The following is a 19502-nucleotide window of genomic DNA, read 5'->3' on the forward strand; positions in this document are numbered from 1 at the left end:
CGCCTGGGAACCCCTGGTACGGGCCGCCGGACGCGCCGGCCTCGGTACCGGTGCCGGGACCCGGAGCGGGACGCCCCGGCCGGGGCAGGAACGTACGGTCACCGTCGCCTACGCGGGCGGCGAGAGGCGCCGGGGCCCCGTCACGATGGGGCAGGCGAACATGATCCGCTGCATCCTGCGGGACGAGCCCCTGCACATCAACAACCACGACGTCTGGCCGGTCCCCCAGGGCGCCGCGCTGCAGCAGGTCCTCGACGCGCTGCGCGAACTGGTGGTACGCCACGAAGCGCTGCGCACCACCTTCCCCGAGCCGGCCGCCGGCGCGTCCCGCACCCAAGTCGTCGCCGCCGAAGGCGATTTCACCGTACGCGTCCTGGACCACGAGGAGTTGGGCGCGGACCCCGCGCACTACGCCGAGACGGTCGCCCGGCAGGCCCGTGCGGGGCGGTTCCGGCTGGACCGCGACTTCCCGCTCCGCATCACCCTGCTCAGCCTGCGCGGAGCACCGGCCTTCGTCACCCTGTCCTCCAGCCACGCGGTGACGGACGGCAGCGCCCTGGCCGTACTGCGCGAGGAGTGGCTCGCGCTGCTGGACGGCGCCGGGCTGCCGCCGGTGGAAGCGCTCACCCCGCTCGATCTCGCGGCCGAGGAGGCGACACCGGCCGGACTGCGCAGGTCGGAGGCGTCACTGCGGTACTGGAAGCAGATCATCGGCACCGGGCCGCAGGAGATGTTCGCCGAACCGAGGGCCGTCCGCTCGGACGGGCAGCAGCCGCAGCTCACCCTGCGCTCGCGGCGGGGTGCCCGAGCGCTCGCGCAGGCGGCCAAGCGCACCGGCAGCCCGTCGCCCACCGTGCTGCTGACGGCGTGGTGCACGCTCGTCGCGCACCGCGCCGGCCAGTCCACCTGCGTCGCCGCCGCCCCGCTGTCCAACCGGTCGCGCCCGGGGCTCGCCCGCTCGGTCAACACCCTGTCGCAGGACGCGCTGCTCTCCCTCGACGTGCGGGGGCCCTCCTTCGACGCGGTGCTGCGCAAGGCGTGGGGGGCGGCGCTCGGCGCCTACCGCCACAGCCAGTTCGACTCGGTACGCCTGTGGGAGGCGATCGAGGGGACCACCTTCGAACGGGGCAGCCACTTCGCGCGCGACGTGGTCTTCAACGACGTGAGCGTCCTCACCGACACCCGCGCTCCCGCCACCGACAGCCGCACCGGGGACGCGCAGGACGCCGAACTCGACCTGGACTGGGGCCCGGTGCAGGTACTGCCGACCCGCCTGCTGTGCTTCGCCTACCGGACGGACCCGGTGCTGCACCTCGGGATGTGGGCGGACCCCGCACTGTTCTCCCGGGAGGAGGCGGAGACCTTCCTCACCGGTCTGGTGAAGCTGCTCGAGGTGGTCGCGTACGAGGACGTACCGCTGGCCGCACTGACGGAAGTCACCGGGATCCGGCCGGCCGTGCGCGCGGGCGACTGGCTGCAGGTGGACGGCTGCTGGACATCACCGACCGCCGTGGCGGGCGCCCTGAGCGACGCACTGGGCGGCCTGCCCGTACACGTCACGACGGACGACGTCTCCGGACCCGAGCCGGTCGGCGATTCCCCCGGAGGCGGCCTGACCGCCTTCATCGCGTCCGGCGGCGCGCCACTCACCCCGGACGGGGCCCACACCGCGCTGATGGACGTGATCTCCGCGCCCGGCCCCGGCCATTCGGGACTCCTGGCGCCCACGCGATACGTCATCGTTCACGATTCGCCGGCCACTCCGGGCGAAAGCACCGCATGGCTCCGGCAGCGGATCCTCATGGAAGGGAACGGCCGTCACCGGCCGACGCGAGATGACCACTGACGAAGTGCTGGACCGGCCGGAGTCCCCGGATTCCGCTCCGCTCCCCAGCCCCTGGAAGTCGGGTTCCTTCCGGCTCTTCTTCACCGCCCGCAGCGCCTCGCTGCTCGCCGACGGCATGCTGATGGTCTCGCTGACCACGGCCGTGCTGGGGGCCGGATACGGCGCCGGCGGTGTGGGATACGCGCTGGCCGCGTGGATGGCACCGATCGCCCTGCTCGTGCTGTTCGGCGGCGTGCTCGCGGACCGGTTCACCCCGCAGGTGATGATGGTCGGCGCCGACCTGGTGCGGATGCTGGCCATGCTCACCCTCGCGGCGCTGCTCCTCACGACCGAGGTGCGCCTGTGGCAGATCATGGCCCTGATGGCGCTCAGCGGCGCCGCGACCGCCATGTTCCAGCCCGGGGTAGCCAGCATGGTTCCGCAGGTCGCGCCGGACATCCAGCGGGCCAACGCGCTGCTGCGGATATCCGAGGCGATGAGCGCGCTGGTCGGCCCCGGCCTGGCCGGTCTGCTGGTCGGCTACTGGCAGGTGGCGGGCTCCTACTTCGTGATCGCGGCGGCCTACGGGCTCAGCGCGCTGGTCCTCGTACCGCTGCGCAGGCTCAGCGTCGTCCGGGAGGAGGGCGACGACCCGGTGCTGCACCGCCTGAAGGCGGGCTGGCAGGAGTTCCGCTCCCGCTCCTGGCTGTGGGGCGTGATCGTCGTCTGGGCGATCTACGGCCTGTTCGTCTTCGGGCCGGCCCTGCCGCTGGGCGCCGCCCTGCTCACCGAGCAGCACGGGGCGGACGGCTACGGCTGGATCGCCTCCGCCGACGGCGCCGGAACGATCGTCGGCGGCCTGCTCGGCATGCGGGTACGGCCCACCCGCCCGCTCGTCGCGGGAGCCTGCGCGATGTTCTGCTTCGCCCTCAACCCCCTGGCCCCGGCCCTGGGTTGGTCCTTCACCGCCACCATGCTCACCGGGGTCCTGGCCGGCTGCGGCTTCGCCTTCTGGGGGGTGATGTGGGCGACCAGTGTGCAGTCCCACATCCCGCTCGCCGTGCTGAGCCGGGTGTACGCCTACGACGTCGCCGGGTCCATCATGGCCATCCCGCTGGGCAGGGCCCTGGCCGGCCCGGCATCCGAGGCCTTCGGCGCGGACCGCGTGCTGCTGTTCTCCTCGGCCGTCTCGGTGGTGTGTCTGGCCGCCATGCTGAGCGTGCCCGCCATCCGCCGCCTGGGCCGGGAGCCGGGGAAGGCCGACGCGCTGGAGTCGCCGATCACGGCGGAGGAGGTGCCGGCGGTCGGGCCGGCGGGGGCTGTGTGAGGGGCGGCGGGGCGCTGCGGGGGCCGGGAGCCATCGACAGCCAACGCAGTCGCCTCACGACCGAGCCCCGAAGCTACTGGGCTGTCTCGGTTGGCTCCTGGCCCTGCCCCCGGCTCCAGCGCAGTTCGTTCATCGCCTCTGCCGCCTCCCTGCGGACCTCGGGACGGAGGTCGCGAAGGAACCGCTCGACGATCGGCAGCGATCCCTGTCACTGCTCGAACCGGCGGTACGTTGACGGAGTCGGGTGGCTGAGCCACGCGGACCGGCATCCAATGCCAGCTGCCCTCTCGACCAGGCTTCCCTCTCAGCTGGTCGGGCCTGGACGGATTGAGCAACCCGGGACCTGCGTTCAGGCCGATGACGAACCATCAATTGACGGGACTTCCTCAAGTTTCCGAAAGATATTTTCGAGGTCTTCCGCCGTCGCCGCACAGAATTCCTGGTCACTCTCCCGAATTGCACCCATAGCATCATTGAAGTTTGCACCATCCGGCCCAGCCTCTCGCATGAGACGACTCGGCACGATCATCCAGTTCCTCACCGATTTAAACGTCCACTCGACCCTCTCCGGCGCTTCTTTCACGGCCGCCTCGAACAATTTCTTCAGCTCTTCACGGGGCTCAACATAACGCCACGCCACAAATGAGATCTGAAGGTAGCCATAAATGGGGTGACGCTCCACCGGGTGTCTAAACCACGCCACATCACCGAAACGACTCAACACCTGCCGTGCCCGCTCATTTCGTTTCATGCCTGCCTCTCCTGCCGACTTCAACGCCGCCTCCACGGGGGCGGCATCTTGTATTCCCCATTGTTCCGGATGACTTTCTCTCCATCATTCGTCAGCCTCAACGCCCGCTCATAGTCACCAAGAGGAACTGGATTGTGACTGAGAGTTGGATCGTAGACATAACGCCCGTCCGTATACACCTCATGGAAGGTGTAATCCTCAATATCCACACGGGCGCCGGCGCGTTCAGGGATCCTGATGTCACCGCCCGAGAAAGTCGTATAGTGCACTATTCTACCTTCCCCATCGGCTCTGCGAGATATGAAAGAAGCGATGTCGGAGCAGTCAACCTCCGGGCCTCGGGGTGCCGCTCTCATTACATCAGTGAGGTTGGCACTTGGCGGATGAGCGGAATTTGGTTCCCGAAAGTCGTAGGGGCCGCGCGGGCATGGCGAAAGCCCCAGAGGATCTGACCAGGTATGTGGATTATGGACGTAGGTACTGGGGTTCGGTGCGGCGGCCAAACCGAGTGGGTCAGAGCTGAAGTACCGCGCAGTTTCCGGGTCGTAGTGGCGGTGAAAATTGTAGTGGAGACTCGTTTCCGGGTCGAAGTACTGCCCCGGGAAGCGCAGCGGGATGTATGAGGTGCTGGACGCCGCCCACGTAGTCGTGCCCCACAGAGTGGCACGCGTCCGCCACGCGATAGCCCCCCGCTCGTCAATGAGCTCGGTCGGCGTACCAACAAGATCTGTGACGATCGAGAAGAAGCGCTCGTTGATCTCGCTCTGCGGTACATCCTTGGCCAGTATGCGTTCGGTCTGGGCCACAGGACGCATGTCGTGATAGTCCCAAGTCACCGAGACCGGGTGGGGCAATATGGGAGAGTACGTCACCTGCTCGCACAGAATGGGGCCATCCCAGATGAAGTCCACCCTCTCCAGCGCGGTCGAGCCGTCGGGGGCCAGTCGCCGCTTCCCTATGCGCCGCCCCACAGGGTCGTAGAGGTAGCGCCACAGGGTTCCGTCGGGTGTGGTGACGGCGGCAAGTCGATCCTCGACGCCCCAGCGAAAGCGCCAAACATCTGCCTTGCGCGAGAGGCGCTGTCTCCTGCGCAGTACAACGCGCCCCTGAGTGTCGTACTCGTAGTGCACGTTTCCTGCTTGAGTGATGCGCGTGCCGCGGTAAAGCCGAGGCCCTGTGGCTTCCTGCCCGGGATGTGAAGATGGCCAGACCGCATTCGTTTGGTTTCCGGCATCGTCATAGGTGTACTGCTCTGTCCACCCTGCTGCATGGACCGCAGTTACTCGGCCTGTGGTGTCGAGGTCGAAGGTCCGCGAGCCATTGAGGTCATCGTGAATACTCGTGAGGTGCCCATCCGTGCGATAGGCGTAAGCACGACGCTGGATGGGCTCACCTTGCGCCCCTGTCACTGATTGGCTAGTGATTCGACCTACTTCGTCGAGGGAATTCTGTATGGTTACAGCCTCGTTTATCTGGCGGACGACTTCCCGCCCGGCCACGTCGTAGCCAAACCGGAATGTGCGCCCCGAGGTTGTCAACTCGTTGCATCGACCTGCCCGGTTGTACTTCCAAGTACTGATCACACCGCTCGGCGTCTTGCGCCCTGTTCTGCGACCGATAGCATCGTAGGTGAACTCGATTATGCCGCCATTGACGGTCTCAGACTTCAGGCGGCCATTTCGATCACGCAGCCGCGTCAACGTCGCATCTGGGCCAATAGCCAAGGCGATTTCGTCGAATAGGTCGTACTCAAAAGTGGTGACCGCGCCCTGCGCCGTCTTGCGCAGGGTCTGGCCAAGCGCGTTGCGTTCGTATTCCACGGTATGGCCAATACCGTCGGTACGCGATATGAGATGCCCGGCATCGTCGTACACGTAACTCAGCGTACGAGAATCAAAGTCGGTTTCGCTCACGATCCGGCCGGCCGGATCGTAGTCATAACTCCATGATTGGCCCTGGGGGTTGAGCACCCGAGTCAGGCGCAGCCCGACATCGTGGCTGAACTCGTACCTCACGCCATCCGGCTCGGTCCGTGCCACCTGCAGATCGAAGCTCGTGTACTCAAAAGAGGTCGTCCCGCCGGACGACGCAGTGTGGGAAGTGCAGTTACTCTCGCCGTCGTATGTCCAAGACTCGTAGGAGCCGTCGGCTTCGATTTGGCGAGCAAGCTTCCCCTCGACTGTCCATTCGAAGGAGATGGTTGCGCCAAGAGGGCCGGTAACTGCAGCGAGGCGACCGAAGCAATCCCGTGAGTAGCGGATCGTGGCCCCCGACGAATCGGTGAACTCGACGGGAAGTCCCGCGGGGTCGCAGCGAAGCTGCGAGGCACGGCCAAGGGCATCCGTCACTGATATGAGATTCCCCGCGTCGTCGTACAAGAACCGAGTCGTCAAGCCTGCAGAGTCTGTGGTCGCGAGACGATTACCTCGCGCGTCGTAAGCACTGCGTAGAACGGTGCCGTCTGTTCTCCTCACAAGAACGGGCAGCCCTAGAGCGTTGAACTCCGCCGTAGCCCTGCGTCCGTCCGCGCGCTCCACGACAACAGGCCGGCCGTGCTCGTCGTACGTCGAGCGGCTGACGTGTCCCAGTGGGTCGGTGACGGACAGCAGCCGGTGGTATTGGTCGTATTCGAAGCGGGTGACAGCTCCCAGTGCGTTGATCTCGGCTATGACCTGGGAGCGGTCATTGATGACGTACCGGGTGGTGTGGCCGAGGCCGTCGGTCATGGAGGTCATGCGCAGGCCGGTGACGGGGTCGGTGTCGTCCCAGGTGAAGTGGGCTTCGAGGTAGCCGTTGGTGCCGGCCTGGTGGATGCAGCGGTCGTGTTCGTCGTAGACGTATTCGTAGCGGCTGTTGTTGGTGTCGGTCCACGCGGTGATGCGGCCGTGCTCGTCGCAGTCGAAGCGCAGGGGCTTGCCTGAGGAGTTGGTGGTCGCGGTGAGGTGGCCGTCGGTGTAGCCGTAGCGCAGGATCTCCTGGTCGGTGCCGTCGGGGGCGGCGCCTGCCAGGTGGAGGGCGGTGACTCTTCCCTCGTGCGTGGTGAGCTTCAGGTGGTAGCCGCCGTGGTGGACGATCGACGTCGGGGCGCCCGTCTCGTCGTACTCGAAGGCGATCCATCGGTTGTTGCGGTCGTCGATCTGGGCCAGGAGCGCCAGTTCGCCGTTGGAGTGGTCGGCGAAGTAGCGGACCTGGCCGGTGTCCGGGTCGGTGATGGTGTAGCCGTCGTCGACCCGGTCCAGGGGCCAGCGCCGGCCGTGCGTCGGCAGGACGGGAACGCCGGGCGCGGGGTGCGGGTAGGCCAGCAGGCTGCCGTCCTCGGCGCTGAACACCACTCCTTCCGCGTCGATCTCCAGGCGCTGGTCGACCGTGCTCGACCAGCCGGACCCGAACCAGTTGCCGGCCCGGTAGGAGGAGTCGAAGACCCGCTCGAAGGCGAGAGGCAGCGATCCGGGCAGCGCGATGTCCGTCTGCGGAAGCAGCATGCGGCCGGTCGCGACGTCGATGGGGTCACCGGCGCATTTGACCTCGCTGCACTTCTTGGCGCTGGAGGCGGGGTTCTTCTCGTGGCCGCGGCGGCCCTTGCCCTTGGGGTGTTTGAGGAGGTCCTTCATTCCGGCGCGCAGACCGCCCTTGAGCAGGCCGCCTCCCTTGGTGCCGAATACTTCGGGGACGAGTCGGCCGAGGAATTCGGCGGGGTCGCCCTTGGCTGCGCTCCAGGCGTTCTGCAGTGCCCGGTCGGGATTGGCGGCGGTGGATGCGAGCCCGGCGAGCGTCGTGTTGACGCCCTTGTAGTACTCGGCCGGGTGGGTCAGGTTGTAGGGGTCGAGCGGGTCGACCGAGCGGACGAAGTTCAGTATCCCCGCGGTGCCCTTGAGGACTCCGCCGCCGAAGTGGGACAGCTCGATTCCCTGGCCGACCTCGTAGTCGATGAGCTCCTGCTCGGCGCGGGCCAGACCGGTGGGCTCCTTGGGTGCGTGTGCCATCGCCGCGGTGATGGCCGACTTGGCCACTTCGGCGGCCTCGTTCCGCGCCCGCCGCGCGTCTTGCAGGATCTCCTGGGCGTGCTGGCGTTTGGCCACGCCCGGATCGGTGAACTTTCCCGGATGCGGGAGCGGATGATCGGTGTTGCGGACCGCGTTGTACGCCTCCGCCTTCTCCTTGAACGCGGCTGCGGCACGCTCGTAGTCCTGCTTGCTCTCCTTGTAGAGAGCTATCGCCTCAGTGGCCTTGGCCTGCGCGCTCGTGACCGTGCCGCAGTACGTCTCCAACGCCCCCGCAGCGTCCTCGAACGCATCCGCCGCCCGCAGCCAGTCCGTCGGCAGCGTCTCGAACTTCGCCCGGAAGGCATCGGCAGCCGCACCCTTCCAGTGACCGGAGTCGAGCCGTTTCATCCCGCCGCCGACGAGATCGAACGCCCGGTGGAAGTCCCGGAGGTTCGTCACCGTCGCGCTGATCTTCTCCGGCCGGCCATGGATCAGCTCGTCCGCTTCCTCACTCTGACCGAGCTGCTGCTCCCCGATCTCCGCACCCAGTGAGGACGCGGTCTCGTCGCCCCAGTCCTCGACCGTGTCCGCCCACTCGTGCGCACCGACCTTCTCCAGGCCCGAGCCGACGATGTCGGTGCCCTCGTCGACGACCTCACCGACGACCTTCTTGCCCTTGTCGACCAGCTTGCCCGCACCGTCGTACAGGTCTCCGCCGAGCTTCCCCCAGTCCACCATCAGCGGTTCTCCCCCCACCGCGGCTTCTCGGCCCGATCGATCGTCTCCTGCGACGGATCGAGCTTCTGCTTCAGCTGTTCATCCGCCGCCGCCCGCACATCCGGGTCCACCATCCCGGAGCGCTCCATCGAGTCGAGCAGGGAATCCTCCACGTCGTAGGTCGTGTCCTTCCAGGTCTGCTTCACCTCGTCGTGCGCCTCCAGCATCGACTTCGCACTCCAGTCCGGGTTGTCGTACGAGGTCTGGCTGCTGATCGTGTCCCAGCTCTTGTCCTTGACCTCGTCCTCGGACAGGTGCGGATTCCCGTTCAGGGAGTTCACGCCGATCTTCACCGAGTCCTTTACGTACTGCTCCTGCTCGGCGAAAGACCCAGCCGACAGCCCCACGCCCAGCGCGAAGCCGTTGCCCTTCTGCGTCAGAGCCCGCACACCCCACTCCCAGCGATCGCAGAACGTCCCGAACTCCGACGTCAGCCCGCCATGCCCCAACTCCAGCCCCGACAAAGCGAGATCGGAGAATCCCCGGCCCATCGACGCCTGTCCGATCATGCCGAGATCCTTCAGCTCCGCATGCGCCAGATCGATCCCCTTCGCGATCTCCGGCCTCCGGCGGCACCCGAAGCTCCGAGCCCTCCCCGCTCATCGCAGCCCCCCGAGATCCACAGCAACCCCGTCGGGCACGATCCCGGCCACCGGCGGAAACAACATCCCGCCATCCGCACTGCCCGCGTCCAACGCCACCCGGGCAGGCCCCGGCAACATCGGCACCATCACATCCAGCAACCGCGCACCCAGCACTGCCCGGAACACCCACTCACGCCCGGCTTCCCCACGGACCTCCGCGAACCGGGCCAACGCCGCCTCGTCCGAGAACGCACAGATCCAACGGACCCCGTCCCACTCCGCCGACCACAGATCCCCGGCCCCATCCAGCGGCACCAACACCGCCGCACGCCGGAACTCACCCAGCAACACAGCAAACTCACGCCGCGCCACCGCGACCGGATCATCGGCGTCTGTCATGGCACCGGCCGCGTCGGATACAGCCCTCAGCGCGGGATCCCCTTCGCCGGCGGGCCGGACGGCCAGACCCGCCGTGCCGGCCGTCCCTGGAAGCCGGGCAGGCGCAGCCGCCACATCATCCCCGTTATCGAACATACATTGCAGACTGTCACGGAGTCGTTTCCAGGAGCAACGACGAAAAGTAGTCAGCCGCGTTCCGGCCCCGGGCCTGCCGTTCGGCAGTGAACGCCTGGCGCGTCCGGCGCGCCAGCTGCTTGGCCACGGCATGTGGAAGCTTCTGCCGGGGCGGGCAGCGACAACCGGCGCGTTCTGTAGGACGTGTGGTCGGGGAACGGTTTCGGGGCCGGAAACCTCCGATCAACACGTCGCGGCGCCGGAACCGGCACCGGCACCGGGGCGCATTCGTACAGCCAGTCCCTACAGCGCCGGCAGGAAGGCCATCGGCGGTGCCTGGGTGAAGCTGCCGGTGACATCTCCGACGAGTCCGCCTTCGAGGCCGGTGTCGTGGGCCAGGTCGAGCTTCAGCACGGGCGCACCCTCCGAGAGATCGAGTCCGGACATACGGACCCAGACGATGTTGGGCCGTGACGTCGACTCATAGACATAGATGCCGTTGGTCAGGTCAACGAGGGTGCGCCAAATGGTCTGCGAGGCGTAGGGCTTGTCGGGGTCGGCCACACGGAAGGGCTGAGCGGCGTTGCGCATCACGCTCAGCAGCGACGCCACGGCCTCGGTGGTGCCGGCGGGCTGCGGGAGCCTGGACAAGTAGTACGCCGCGCGGGCAAAACGGTCCGAGGGATCAGTCCCGCCCGGCAGGGGCTCAACTCCGCCCAAGCCCTCGATCGTGCGCAGGCGAGCAAGCTGCTCCTCGAACGGAGGCGAGTTGGTGACCACCGTGTAGGCCCGGTCATGATGCACCCGCGGCGTCCCGTCCAGGTACTCGACGATCGCCGAGTCGCCCGACCGGTCATCCAGCGCCATGTGCAGCGTCACCGCCTTCCCGCTCGACGGGTCGGTCTGCGCGACCACTTGCAGCTGCGAGCTCTCGATCCAGGCGGCCGCGTCGGCGACGGTCGCGAAGTTGTCGAGTACGTACTGCATCCAGACCGCCGCACTCAACGCAGGCCGGCTCGTGTCCCGCTCGCCGTAGTCGGACTCCGGGAGGAACAGCTGATGCGCCGCAAGACCGGCTTCGTTCACCCCGTCGACGGTCATCAGGTCATGTGCACCGGCGACCACACTGCCGTACGTAGAGGCCCAGGTCAGCGCCCCACCGAGACCGTCTTCACGGGACATGCCACGCGGAAACGCCCAGAGGTTCGTCGCCATGTCCTCCATCCAGTCCATGTTCCGCCCAGCAAGAACCGCCCCGCCCGCATCAGCCCAGAGTGCCCGCGTACACATACGTTCTCGCTTTCCGGCCGTCAGAGATCCGAACTGACCCATAGTGGACAGAGGTCGTGATCGTCCACATCGCCATTATGGCGAATTAGGGGGAAATCGTCCTGCTGGTTCCGGTCGTGTTCAGCTCAGGACACGGGCTGGTCCCAGGGGCGCCGTCCTGCTGGGCCCGTACGTTGACCAGCCCCCGGCCGGGCCGGGCAGCGGAATAGCGAGTCCGCGGTGAAGCTGCTGAGCGGCCTCCGAAAGCGGCCGTAGCCTCGCCGGATCCTGACTGTCCGGGTACCGGGCCGAGCCAAAGCGCGACCCCAGGGCGGGAAGAACGCCGGCCAACACGTCGCGGAGCCGGTTGATCATCCGTCGCCGGCAGGAGACCGGACACGAACGTTGCCCGTCGAGCAGGACACAGGGCCCGCAGGGTTCCCGGGGCATCCGCTTTGATCACGTGATGCCGTGGGCCCGCCCCGCTGAGCCGGGGCCCGTCCGTGGTGTGGCCGACACCTCGCCGTCCAGTGCCCTCCGGGCCACGGCAACGAACCCGGTGCTGCCGGCGGACCGGGCACGCAGTGCCCCTGAGCGGGCTGAAGGCTCGAGTTCGGCGGCGCTGTCAGTCGCGTCCGGGCTGTCGTTCACGATGCGCGCGCACAGTCGGAACTCGCGACCTATGCTGCGAAGAACCTCGGCTCCGCGCTCCGCGACCTCGTCCGGTCCTACCAGCCGAACCCGGATGTACGCCTCATCCAGAGCCCTGCGCGCAGCGAATCCTGCTTCCCAGCGGCGCGACTCCGGGAGCGGAAGCGCGAACCACCCCTCGTCCAGGACGCGGTAGGCCGCGTCAGCCTCGGACAAGAGCTTCTCGTACGCCTCCCGGCGCATCTCCCGATGGTCGGTCGCCCGCCGCTCGGCCCGTTCCTCCCGGGCCAGGACACTCTGGTGACGTAGCTGCCGGCCGGTCACCCACGCCGAAGCCGCACCTGCGAGCCCCGCCGCGCTCAGCGTGGACAGGGACGTGATCAGGGCAACCGCGACAGTGTCATTCACGGCGCCCATCCCTGAGCCTGAGGCTGGAAAAGGCTCATGGAATTCCCACGGCAACCGCGTCGGGCACGATCCCGGCCACCGGCGGAAACAACATCCCGCCATCCGCACTGCCCGCGTCCAACGCCACCCCGGCAGGCCCCGGCAACATCGGCACCATCACATCCAGCAACCGCGCACCCAGCACTGCCCGGAACACCCACTCACGCCCGGCTTCCCCACGGACCTCCGCGAACCGGGCCAACGCCGCCTCGTCCGAGAACGCACAGATCCAACGGACCCCGTCCCACTCCGCCGACCACAGATCCCCGGCCCCGTCCAGCGGCACCAACACCGCCGCACGCCGGAACTCACCCAGCAACACAGCAAACTCACGCCGCGTCACCGCATCACCCGCCGCCGTCATCGCACCGGCCATGACCGGTGCCCCCCTCAGTGCGGAATCCCCCTCGCCATCGGACCAGCCGGCCGGATCCGCCGCGCCGGCCGTCGTCGAACACCGGGCAGGCGCAGCCGCCGCATCATCCCCGTTATCGAACATGCATAGCAGAATGTCACGGTGTGGTTCCCGGGAGCAACGACTGGCGGAGTCGATTGGAACGGCACCGCCGTCAGTCGGTCCGCCCAGCGCGGAGCCGCTGAACGTCCCGCACGAGCGTGTACGAAGCGCTGAGGAAGATCGCGGCTCCAGCCACGACCCAGAGAACCGACGCGCCAGAGCGGTACTCACGAACGCCCGCAACGACCAGCATCACGCTCGCAAGAACACCTGAGGCCGAGATCAGAGCGCTGATGCGGTGAGTCACACAGACATCATCAACGACAACCCCGGCCGGCGGAAGCGATCCAAACGAACCGGCCCAGCGGCCGGCACTCCAGGAGATCGCCGCCGAGGGACCCAAGTTGGTGCAGTTCGAGAACGGCCGCCGCGCGGGCTCCCTGCAGGAGGTTCGGGTCACGGACACCGAGGACCGGCCTACGGCGGCAGTGCCCCGACCACTCCGAGAGACCGAATGCCACTGCGTGCGCGACTCGGCAAGCCGGTGCTCGACCGGGACTTCTGAGTACGGGAGGAAGATCTCCGTCTCTTGGTCGAGTTTTCGCCACGGAAGCCTCAAAGGCTGCCCAAGGGTTCTCGAAGAGAGTCAAGGTATCGGCATCTCGACACACCCACCCGCGCTTGTGATCAGCGAGCATCCCCGTGGGTGCCCGCTCGGTCACCAGTCGTCACCGAGCGTTTGCGGGCCACGCCGGGCGTACGCTTCAACAAGTTGTTGACCGGGCATCAATCCCTTTAAACGCAGGGGTTGTTGGTGCATTCGACGTGTCACCACCAGGGAGAATGCATGCCTGCTGCCATGGGGGCGGCGCAGCCCGGACACCGGGCTGCCGCCGATGCGGGGCGGATACAGCTACGAGGCATTGCGCAGGTCGCCCTCAGCGCCAGCCCGTGGACCGGTTTGCTTTTCACCGCGGCACTGTTCACGAACGGCTGGCGTATCGGCCTGTACGGTCTGCTCGGCGCGGCGGCCTCCACCGTGGCCGCGTCCTTGCTGGGCGCCGACCGGGAGGGTCTGGTCAGAGGGCTGGAGGGCTACTGCGGTTGCCTGACCGCCATCTCCGTCGTCGTCCGGCTCGGGGCCTCGTGGCGCACCGCGCTGCTCGCCGTCCTCGCCGGAGCGGTCTGCGCGGTACTGGGTGCGGCGGCCGGCCGTCTGCTGGGCCGGGTCGGCCTGCCCGTACTGACGGCCCCGTTCTGCCTGGTTGCCGGAGTGCTGCAGATCGCCCTGCCGACCGCCCCGGCCGCCGCCGCGCCGGCGATCGACGGTGACGGGATCACTCATCTGTCGGCCCTCGAACTCGGCCGCGCCTTCTGCGACAACTTCGGTCAGATCTTCTTTCTCGACAAGTGGTACGCGGGCCTGATCCTGCTGGCCGGGCTGCTCGTCGCGTCCCGGGCCGCCGCCGTGGCCGCGGCCTGCGGCAGCGTGGTCGCGATCGTGACCGCCTGTGCCACGGGCCTGCCCGCCGACCCGATCAGCGCGGGGCTGTACGGCTACAACGCGGTACTCGTCGCCATCGCGCTGGCGGCCACCTTCTTGACGGTCACCCCGTGGACCGCGGGATACGCCGCGCTCGCCGTCATCTCATCGGTCCCCTTCACGGCTGCCTGGCAGGCCTTCGCCCGGCCTTCCGGCGGCTCCCCCTTCACCTGGCCGTTCGTCGTGACGACCTGGCTCTTCCTGGCGGCCGCTCCAGCCTTGGACCGGCCGGGCATCTCGCTCGAGAAGGCGAAATGACGCCATGAACCCCGCACCACGCGAGATCGACGAACTCCACACCTAGCAGACCGACGCCCCGCGGCATCGAGTTCGAGATCGCGGACACCCCCGTGGTGGTCGACGTCGACGTGCCGGTCGAACCGCAAAGGCCGGACCCTTCGGACGTGGTGAAGGCCGAGGACGTACGCGGGCTGGACCCCTTCGCGGAGTGAGCCCGCGAGCGGCCTTACGCCTGCGAGTCCCCCAGCCCCACCAGCCCCACCAGCCCCACCAGTCCCACCAGCCCGAGCAATGCCCGCAGTTCCGGAGGCGTTCCGCGTAGGCGCAGCGCGCAGGCGGTCGTTCTGCGGGCTGTCAGGGAGAGGCGGGCGATGTCCTCGACCGTTGCCAGGTCCGGATGGACGACGCCGCTCAGGTCGCAGCGCACCGTTGTGTCGTCCGCCGGCCCGGCCAAGGGGGCTTCCGGGCCTGCGCACCAGTCGGGGGCGGCGTCGCGGGTGATGCGGCCGGAGACGTTGAGCGCGGCCGGGCGCGGGGCTTCCGTACCCTGGTAGACCCGGGGCCGCGCCGGAAAGTTCCATCGCCCTGCGTGCCTGCGGTCGAGACCGGCCGAGGGACGTCGACCGCTTCAGCAACCGTCGAGAGGGTGCCTCGCACGTGAGGCACACCCCCAGCTTCACGCTCGAAGGATCCCCACCACCAGGCAAGATCGCTCAAAGTAACGAAGCACCACTAGACCGCGAAGCCGTTCACCCGCTCCGGCGTGATCCGGACGATCAGACGCACTTCCTCCGCCCCCTCGTGCGGCGGGTCCTCGCCCAAGTAGCGGTGCGACAGCCGACGCGGCAGCTCCTTCTCCGGGTCCGGTAGCAGCTCGGCAGTGCCACGGACCTCGACCGAGTGGTACGGGTTCGCCAGATCGAAGACCGTCAGGCTGACCCGGGGATCGCGGTCGATGTTGCGGGCCTTGCGCCGGGCCGCCGTCACCGAGACCAGCAGGGTGCCGTCCTCGCGCACGTACCAGACCACTGAAGTCTGCGGCCCACCATCGGGGTTGAGGGTGGCGAGCGTCGCGAAGTTCTTGCCGTCGAGGAGCTTTGCGGTGGCGGCGTCGAAGCCGTCGAAGCGTGTCATGTGAGGGGTCAACAGGGCTGCACGGCCCCACATTCCCGGTCCCGAGGAGCGCGGGCGAGAGACCCGCCAGCCCTATGACCACGGCTCCTTACACTCCTTGGATGCCCGTTCCCCTTTCCTCACTCGAGCGGGCCGGTACCGGTAGTCACCCACGTTCCGTTCCGGACTCGAGGCTTTCCTTCGACGGCGGCTCTCGGGCTGGCGACACCCAACGTGTGTCATCGGCGGCAGAGTTGGGGTGGTGCCAGTGAGGCGCTCAGACCATGAGGAGTGCGAGGAGCGAGACAACCATCCTGAGCAGTACGAGGCCGGCAAGCACTGTTCCGGCGATGAGCCAGGGGCCACGTGAGTGGCGCAGGAGGATGGCACCGCACCGGAGTCCGTAGGCGGCCAGGCCACCGGAGATGAGGAGGAACAGAAGAGTGCCGGCCAGTCCGTTCAGTCCGGCCGCACCCAGGAGGAACAGGACGACGTAGCACAGCAGGAGTTGTGGGAGCCCCAGTAGCCACACCTTCCGCACCTCTGCGGGGTCCGGGGCACCCAGGAGCGGAGGCGCAGCCGGTCCGGCAGGCGCCATAGGAGGCGGAGGTCCTGCGGTGACGTCGGGAGAGTAGTCATACGTCGCCGAGGTGGGAGGCGGCTGAAGGGCTGCACGCAACCGGTCGGCGAAGTCCGGGTCCGCCAGCAACTCGTCCGCGATCACGGATTCGACGATGCCCGACGACCCGGCACCGGGCTGCTCGTGCAGACGGGCGAGGGCGGAGGATCCCAGCGCGGTACGCCCGAGCTGGCCCCAGACTATTTCGCGAACCGCTGCGGTCTGCTCTGCCGAGGCCGGCGTGGACCCGGTCAGCACCCTGACCGCCGCAGCGGATATCTCGGAAGCCTGCATCTGGATCCTTCCGGCGCCTCAGTAGGTATTCGATCGTATGGGCGACCTTGGCGATTGGTCCCCGGTTTGCGACTACGCGCGGATGAGGGGCCGGGCCGCACGGCAGCTCGGCCGTGTCGTTGACGGACGGCCCTTGTCAGCACGGCTCGCTAGCATGCGAAACATGGGCATCAAACTTGAGAACGTCGGCATCGCCGTTCGCGACCTCGAAGCAACGATCTCCTTCTTCACCGACCTCGGCCTCACGGTCCTCGGCCGTGACACGGTCAGTGGTGAGTGGACCGACACAGCCGTCGGCCTTGACGGCAACCACGCCAGGATCGCAATGCTCCAGACACCGGACGGCCAGGGTCGTCTTGAGCTCTTCGAGTACATCCACCCCGAAGCGATCGAGACGGAACCCACGCTTCCCAACGAGATCGGCATGCATCGCGTCGCCTTCTCGGTCGACGACATCGACAAAGCACTCGCAACCGCCGCAAAGCACGGATGCCATCCGCTGCGCGGTGTGGCGACTTATCAGGACGTCTACAAGCTCACGTACCTACGCGGCCCCAGCGGCATCCTTGTGATGCTCGCCGAGGAGCTGAAGAAGAGCTGATCACGTCCGTCTGGATGGATGTGCTGACCTGACGGTTGGCCAGTGAGCCCAAGGGCCGTCCAGCAGTGTTGGTGGGGTGGGGCCGGTGGCCGCAGCAGCAGCTGCCCGACCGTTGACGTCGCTTCGGCGGCTGCGGCCGAAGGGGGCCGTGGCCTACTAGTCGCCGGTGCAGAGGTCGGCGGTCAGAGCCGCGCTGGCCCACTCCTCCCAGGCGTCGGGTGACCAGCCCCGATCACGTACGAAGATCAGGTACAGCTCCGGGCTGAGGAGCCCGTACAGCAGGTCGGCGGCGCGGGTGGTGTCGACGTCGGGGCGAGCGTCGGGTTTGGAAGTCAGTGCTGTCGCCGCGGCGTGCTGGACGGTGTAGCGCGGGTCGGCGTCGGCGGGCCACTGCGCGGCGATCTCCGGGTCCGTGGCCGCGGCGGCGGCGATCAGCGGCACGATCGGGGCGACGCGGCCCAGCATGTCACGTACACCCCGCACATGGGCGCGTAGTTGACCGGCTGCGGTGGGCTCGGCGCACGCGGCGCGAAACCAGTCCCGGTCCATCGTGGCGACCGGTTCGGCGTCGCCCGCGATGGATGTGTCGACGACGTCCTTGAACAGCGCGCGCTTGTTGCGGAACACGAAGTACACGGTCTGTACGGCCACACCCGCGCGATCCGCGACCTCCTGAAGGCTCGTCGCGCCGTACCCCTGCGCGACGAACAGGTCCCGCGCCGCCGCCACGATCTTCTCGCGAGTGCGCCGTGAGCGCTCGGCCTGCTTACCGGGGCGCTTGACGTTTCCGCCGGGTCCCTTGACTCCATCCATGACGGGAGTCTATCTCTAGAGTTAGCCACTAGAGCTGAACTCTAGTTTTGGAGAGATAGCCATGAACGAGACTCGGACAGCTGCGGAGCTCGGCCAGGAGGCGGCCGTGCGCCGCATGCTGGAGGACTACTACCGGAACGGTGAGCCACCGTGGGACAGCGGCGTCACGCCGCCCGAGCTGGTGGCCGTAGTGGAAGGGCCCGGCGCGCCGATGGCCGGCCGGGCCCTCGAACTCGGCTGTGGCACCGGGACCAACGCGGTGTACCTGGCCCGGCACGGCTGGCGGGTAGCGGCCGTCGACCTGGTCGACCGCGCGGTCCACCAGGCGAGGGAGAAGGCGGCCGAGGCCGGAGCAGACGTCACGGTGGTGTGCGGGGACGCCACCCGACTCGACGAGATGGACGTGCCCGGCCCGTACGATCTGTTCTTCGACCTGAGCTGCTACTGCGGGATTCCGCCGCACCGCCGCGACGCTTATGCCGCCGGCGTCACAAAGCGTGCCGCCCCCGGCGCGCGACTGCTGATGTTCGGTTACGGGCCCGAGGCGTTCGACGACCCGATCTCCGGCGTCACCGCCGACGAACTCGCCACCAGGTTCACCGGGTGGCAGCTGGCCGACGTGACACCCGGCACGAATCCGGTCCCGACGTTCTGGTTCACGCTGTACCGCGCCGCAGCCATGTCGTGATCCCGGTACTCCGGGCCACAGACGTCACGCACGGCCGTGCTCATAAATGGTCGTCTCGGAGCAGGCATCGGCGATGGCCCGCGTGTCCCAGTAGAACGGACGGACCTCCGTGATCCGCCGGTCCTTGACCGTGATCGTTTGCAGAATCGGGAAGCTGAGCTCGCGGCCGGTCGCACGGGCGCGAGCACGGACCTGGGTGAGCACGACCGCAGTTTCGCCGGTGGCGAGAAACTCCTGCTTCACCATCTCGAACGACTCCCACACCTCCCCCATCACGCGGAAGAACTGCGCCATGCCCTTGTGCCCACGCCAAGTGCCGCCGTAGGGCAGAGCGTCTGCTTGGTGCAGCTCGACGTCCGGTGCGAAGAAGGGGGCGAGCAGGTCGAACGAGGCCTCGCCGGGGCCTCCTGCCGCCAGGTACTCCGCCTCGGCCGCATACATGCCGGTGAGAACTGTCGTTGAGTCCGCAGTGGATGACATCGTCATGCCGCCAGAGTGATCAACGCAGGAGGATCTTGCTGGCGGCATTCGGACGTCGTCGTGGGGGACGGTTCGTTGTCCGGGACGGTCCGCTCTGCGGGCAACAGGCCCTGGTTCTACGGGGCCAGCGTGCGCACGACGCAGAACTCGTTGCCCTCGGGGTCCGCCAGGACCACCCAGTTCCGGTCCGGGCCCTGGCCCACGTCCGTCCTGGTGGCGCCGAGGCCGAGCAGTCTGCTCACCTCGTCCTCGGTACTGCGGTCGATCGGGCTGACGTCGAGGTGCAGCCGGTTCTTCGCAGTCTTGTCCTCGGGCACCTGGATGAACACCACGGTCGGTGGCATCTGACCGGCCCGGATATCCTCGACGGTCGGCTCCCAGGAGCCGATCTCGACCTGGCCCGCTCTCCGGTCGATCACCTTGAAGTCCAGGACCTCGCACCAGAAGGCCGACAGCCTCTCCGGGTCGTGACAGTCAACGGTCAACTCGGTGAACCTGCTTGCCATGTCTCCCCCAGATAGTGCGGA

16 protein-coding genes and 3 pseudogenes are annotated in these 19502 nt (G+C 67.7%); 6 read left to right on the forward strand and 13 right to left on the reverse strand.

Translation table 11 applies throughout. The features are described 5' to 3' along the window. The first annotated feature begins 13 nt into the window (after window positions 1-13). Together EDD93_RS02085 and EDD93_RS02090 are read left to right on the forward strand one after the other, a co-directional pair. Entirely contained in the window at window positions 14-1846 is a 1833-nt protein-coding gene (locus EDD93_RS02085) for a condensation domain-containing protein (RefSeq protein WP_260255875.1), read from the forward strand. Further along, window positions 1836-3152 (forward strand): MFS transporter, encoded by a 1317-nt coding sequence (locus EDD93_RS02090; RefSeq protein WP_123523532.1) that lies wholly within the window; start codon window positions 1836-1838, stop codon window positions 3150-3152. The genes EDD93_RS02085 and EDD93_RS02090 overlap by 11 nt, the downstream gene beginning before the upstream one ends. A 349-nt stretch (window positions 3153-3501) precedes the next feature. Here the strand turns inward: EDD93_RS02090 and EDD93_RS39340 are convergent, their stop codons facing one another. The 7 genes and pseudogenes from EDD93_RS39340 to EDD93_RS02120 all read right to left on the reverse strand — a co-directional run bounded on the left by EDD93_RS39340 (window position 3502) and on the right by EDD93_RS02120 (window position 12626). Further along, window positions 3502-3903: a hypothetical protein gene (locus EDD93_RS39340; protein ID WP_148083829.1), complete on the reverse strand. Its 402-nt coding sequence runs from the start codon at window positions 3901-3903 to the stop codon at window positions 3502-3504. 20 nt (window positions 3904-3923) lie between these two features. Next, the gene (locus tag EDD93_RS02095; protein ID WP_123523533.1) at window positions 3924-8624 is read right to left on the reverse strand and encodes a putative T7SS-secreted protein; all 4701 of its coding nucleotides are present in this window, start codon (window positions 8622-8624) and stop codon (window positions 3924-3926) included. Next, window positions 8624-9266, reverse strand: a pseudogene (locus EDD93_RS02100) (hypothetical protein). Before EDD93_RS02100 ends, EDD93_RS02095 begins: the two are co-directional and overlap by 1 nt. After that, a complete protein-coding gene (locus tag EDD93_RS02105; RefSeq protein WP_260255876.1) occupies window positions 9263-9646 on the reverse strand; it encodes an SseB family protein in 384 nt (127 codons plus the stop codon). The pseudogene EDD93_RS02100 and the gene EDD93_RS02105 overlap by 4 nt, the downstream one beginning before the upstream one ends. Window positions 9647-10063: 417 nt before the next feature. Continuing rightward, on the reverse strand, window positions 10064-11092 hold the full coding sequence (locus tag EDD93_RS02110) for a linear amide C-N hydrolase (protein ID WP_311318296.1): 1029 nt from the start codon (window positions 11090-11092) through the stop codon (window positions 10064-10066). A gap of 396 nt (window positions 11093-11488) precedes the next feature. Further along, window positions 11489-12088, reverse strand: coding sequence for a hypothetical protein (locus EDD93_RS02115; RefSeq protein ID WP_148083830.1), 600 nt, complete (start codon window positions 12086-12088; stop codon window positions 11489-11491). Window positions 12089-12122: 34 nt separating this feature from the next. Continuing rightward, entirely contained in the window at window positions 12123-12626 is a 504-nt protein-coding gene (locus tag EDD93_RS02120) for an SseB family protein (protein WP_398902717.1), read from the reverse strand. A 332-nt stretch (window positions 12627-12958) separates the two neighbouring features. Between EDD93_RS02120 and EDD93_RS40030 the strand changes: the two are divergent. Further along, window positions 12959-13054 (forward strand): annotated as a pseudogene (locus EDD93_RS40030) (XRE family transcriptional regulator); the annotation flags it as partial. Window positions 13055-13431: 377 nt separating this feature from the next. Continuing rightward, window positions 13432-14385 carry an urea transporter gene (locus EDD93_RS02135; RefSeq protein ID WP_123523538.1) on the forward strand — a complete coding sequence of 318 codons (954 nt, stop codon included), beginning with the start codon at window positions 13432-13434 and terminating at the stop codon, window positions 14383-14385. Between the two features lie 208 nt (window positions 14386-14593). On the opposite strand, the pseudogene EDD93_RS02140 reads toward EDD93_RS02135, so the two are convergent. The 3 genes and pseudogenes from EDD93_RS02140 to EDD93_RS02150 form a co-directional block, all read right to left on the reverse strand. Further along, window positions 14594-14875 (reverse strand): annotated as a pseudogene (locus EDD93_RS02140) (hypothetical protein); the annotation flags it as partial. 224 nt (window positions 14876-15099) lie between these two features. Beyond that, on the reverse strand, window positions 15100-15501 hold the full coding sequence (locus EDD93_RS02145) for a PPOX class F420-dependent oxidoreductase (RefSeq protein WP_123523540.1): 402 nt from the start codon (window positions 15499-15501) through the stop codon (window positions 15100-15102). A gap of 256 nt (window positions 15502-15757) precedes the next feature. After that, window positions 15758-16393, reverse strand: coding sequence for a hypothetical protein (locus tag EDD93_RS02150; protein WP_123523541.1), 636 nt, complete (start codon window positions 16391-16393; stop codon window positions 15758-15760). Window positions 16394-16556: 163 nt separating this feature from the next. Here EDD93_RS02150 and EDD93_RS02155 point away from each other — a divergent pair, with 163 nt between their 5' ends. Next, complete coding sequence (locus EDD93_RS02155; RefSeq protein ID WP_123527543.1) at window positions 16557-16994, forward strand: VOC family protein; 438 nt, start codon at window positions 16557-16559, stop codon at window positions 16992-16994. A gap of 156 nt (window positions 16995-17150) precedes the next feature. Here the strand turns inward: EDD93_RS02155 and EDD93_RS02160 are convergent, their stop codons facing one another. Next, window positions 17151-17807 (reverse strand): TetR/AcrR family transcriptional regulator, encoded by a 657-nt coding sequence (locus tag EDD93_RS02160; protein WP_123523542.1) that lies wholly within the window; start codon window positions 17805-17807, stop codon window positions 17151-17153. Between the two features lie 61 nt (window positions 17808-17868). Between EDD93_RS02160 and EDD93_RS02165 the strand changes: the two genes are divergently transcribed. Continuing rightward, window positions 17869-18495: a class I SAM-dependent methyltransferase gene (locus tag EDD93_RS02165; RefSeq protein WP_123523543.1), complete on the forward strand. Its 627-nt coding sequence runs from the start codon at window positions 17869-17871 to the stop codon at window positions 18493-18495. Window positions 18496-18519: 24 nt separating this feature from the next. Here EDD93_RS02165 and EDD93_RS02170 read toward each other — a convergent pair whose 3' ends face one another. Further along, window positions 18520-18981 (reverse strand): nuclear transport factor 2 family protein, encoded by a 462-nt coding sequence (locus tag EDD93_RS02170; RefSeq protein WP_185092191.1) that lies wholly within the window; start codon window positions 18979-18981, stop codon window positions 18520-18522. A 110-nt stretch (window positions 18982-19091) separates the two neighbouring features. Beyond that, complete coding sequence (locus EDD93_RS02175) at window positions 19092-19481, reverse strand: VOC family protein (protein ID WP_123523544.1); 390 nt, start codon at window positions 19479-19481, stop codon at window positions 19092-19094. Between the last annotated feature and the right edge of the window lie 21 nt (window positions 19482-19502).

It is taken from the genome of Streptomyces sp. 840.1, from assembly GCF_003751445.1.
In the GTDB taxonomy this organism is placed as follows: domain Bacteria; phylum Actinomycetota; class Actinomycetes; order Streptomycetales; family Streptomycetaceae; genus Streptomyces.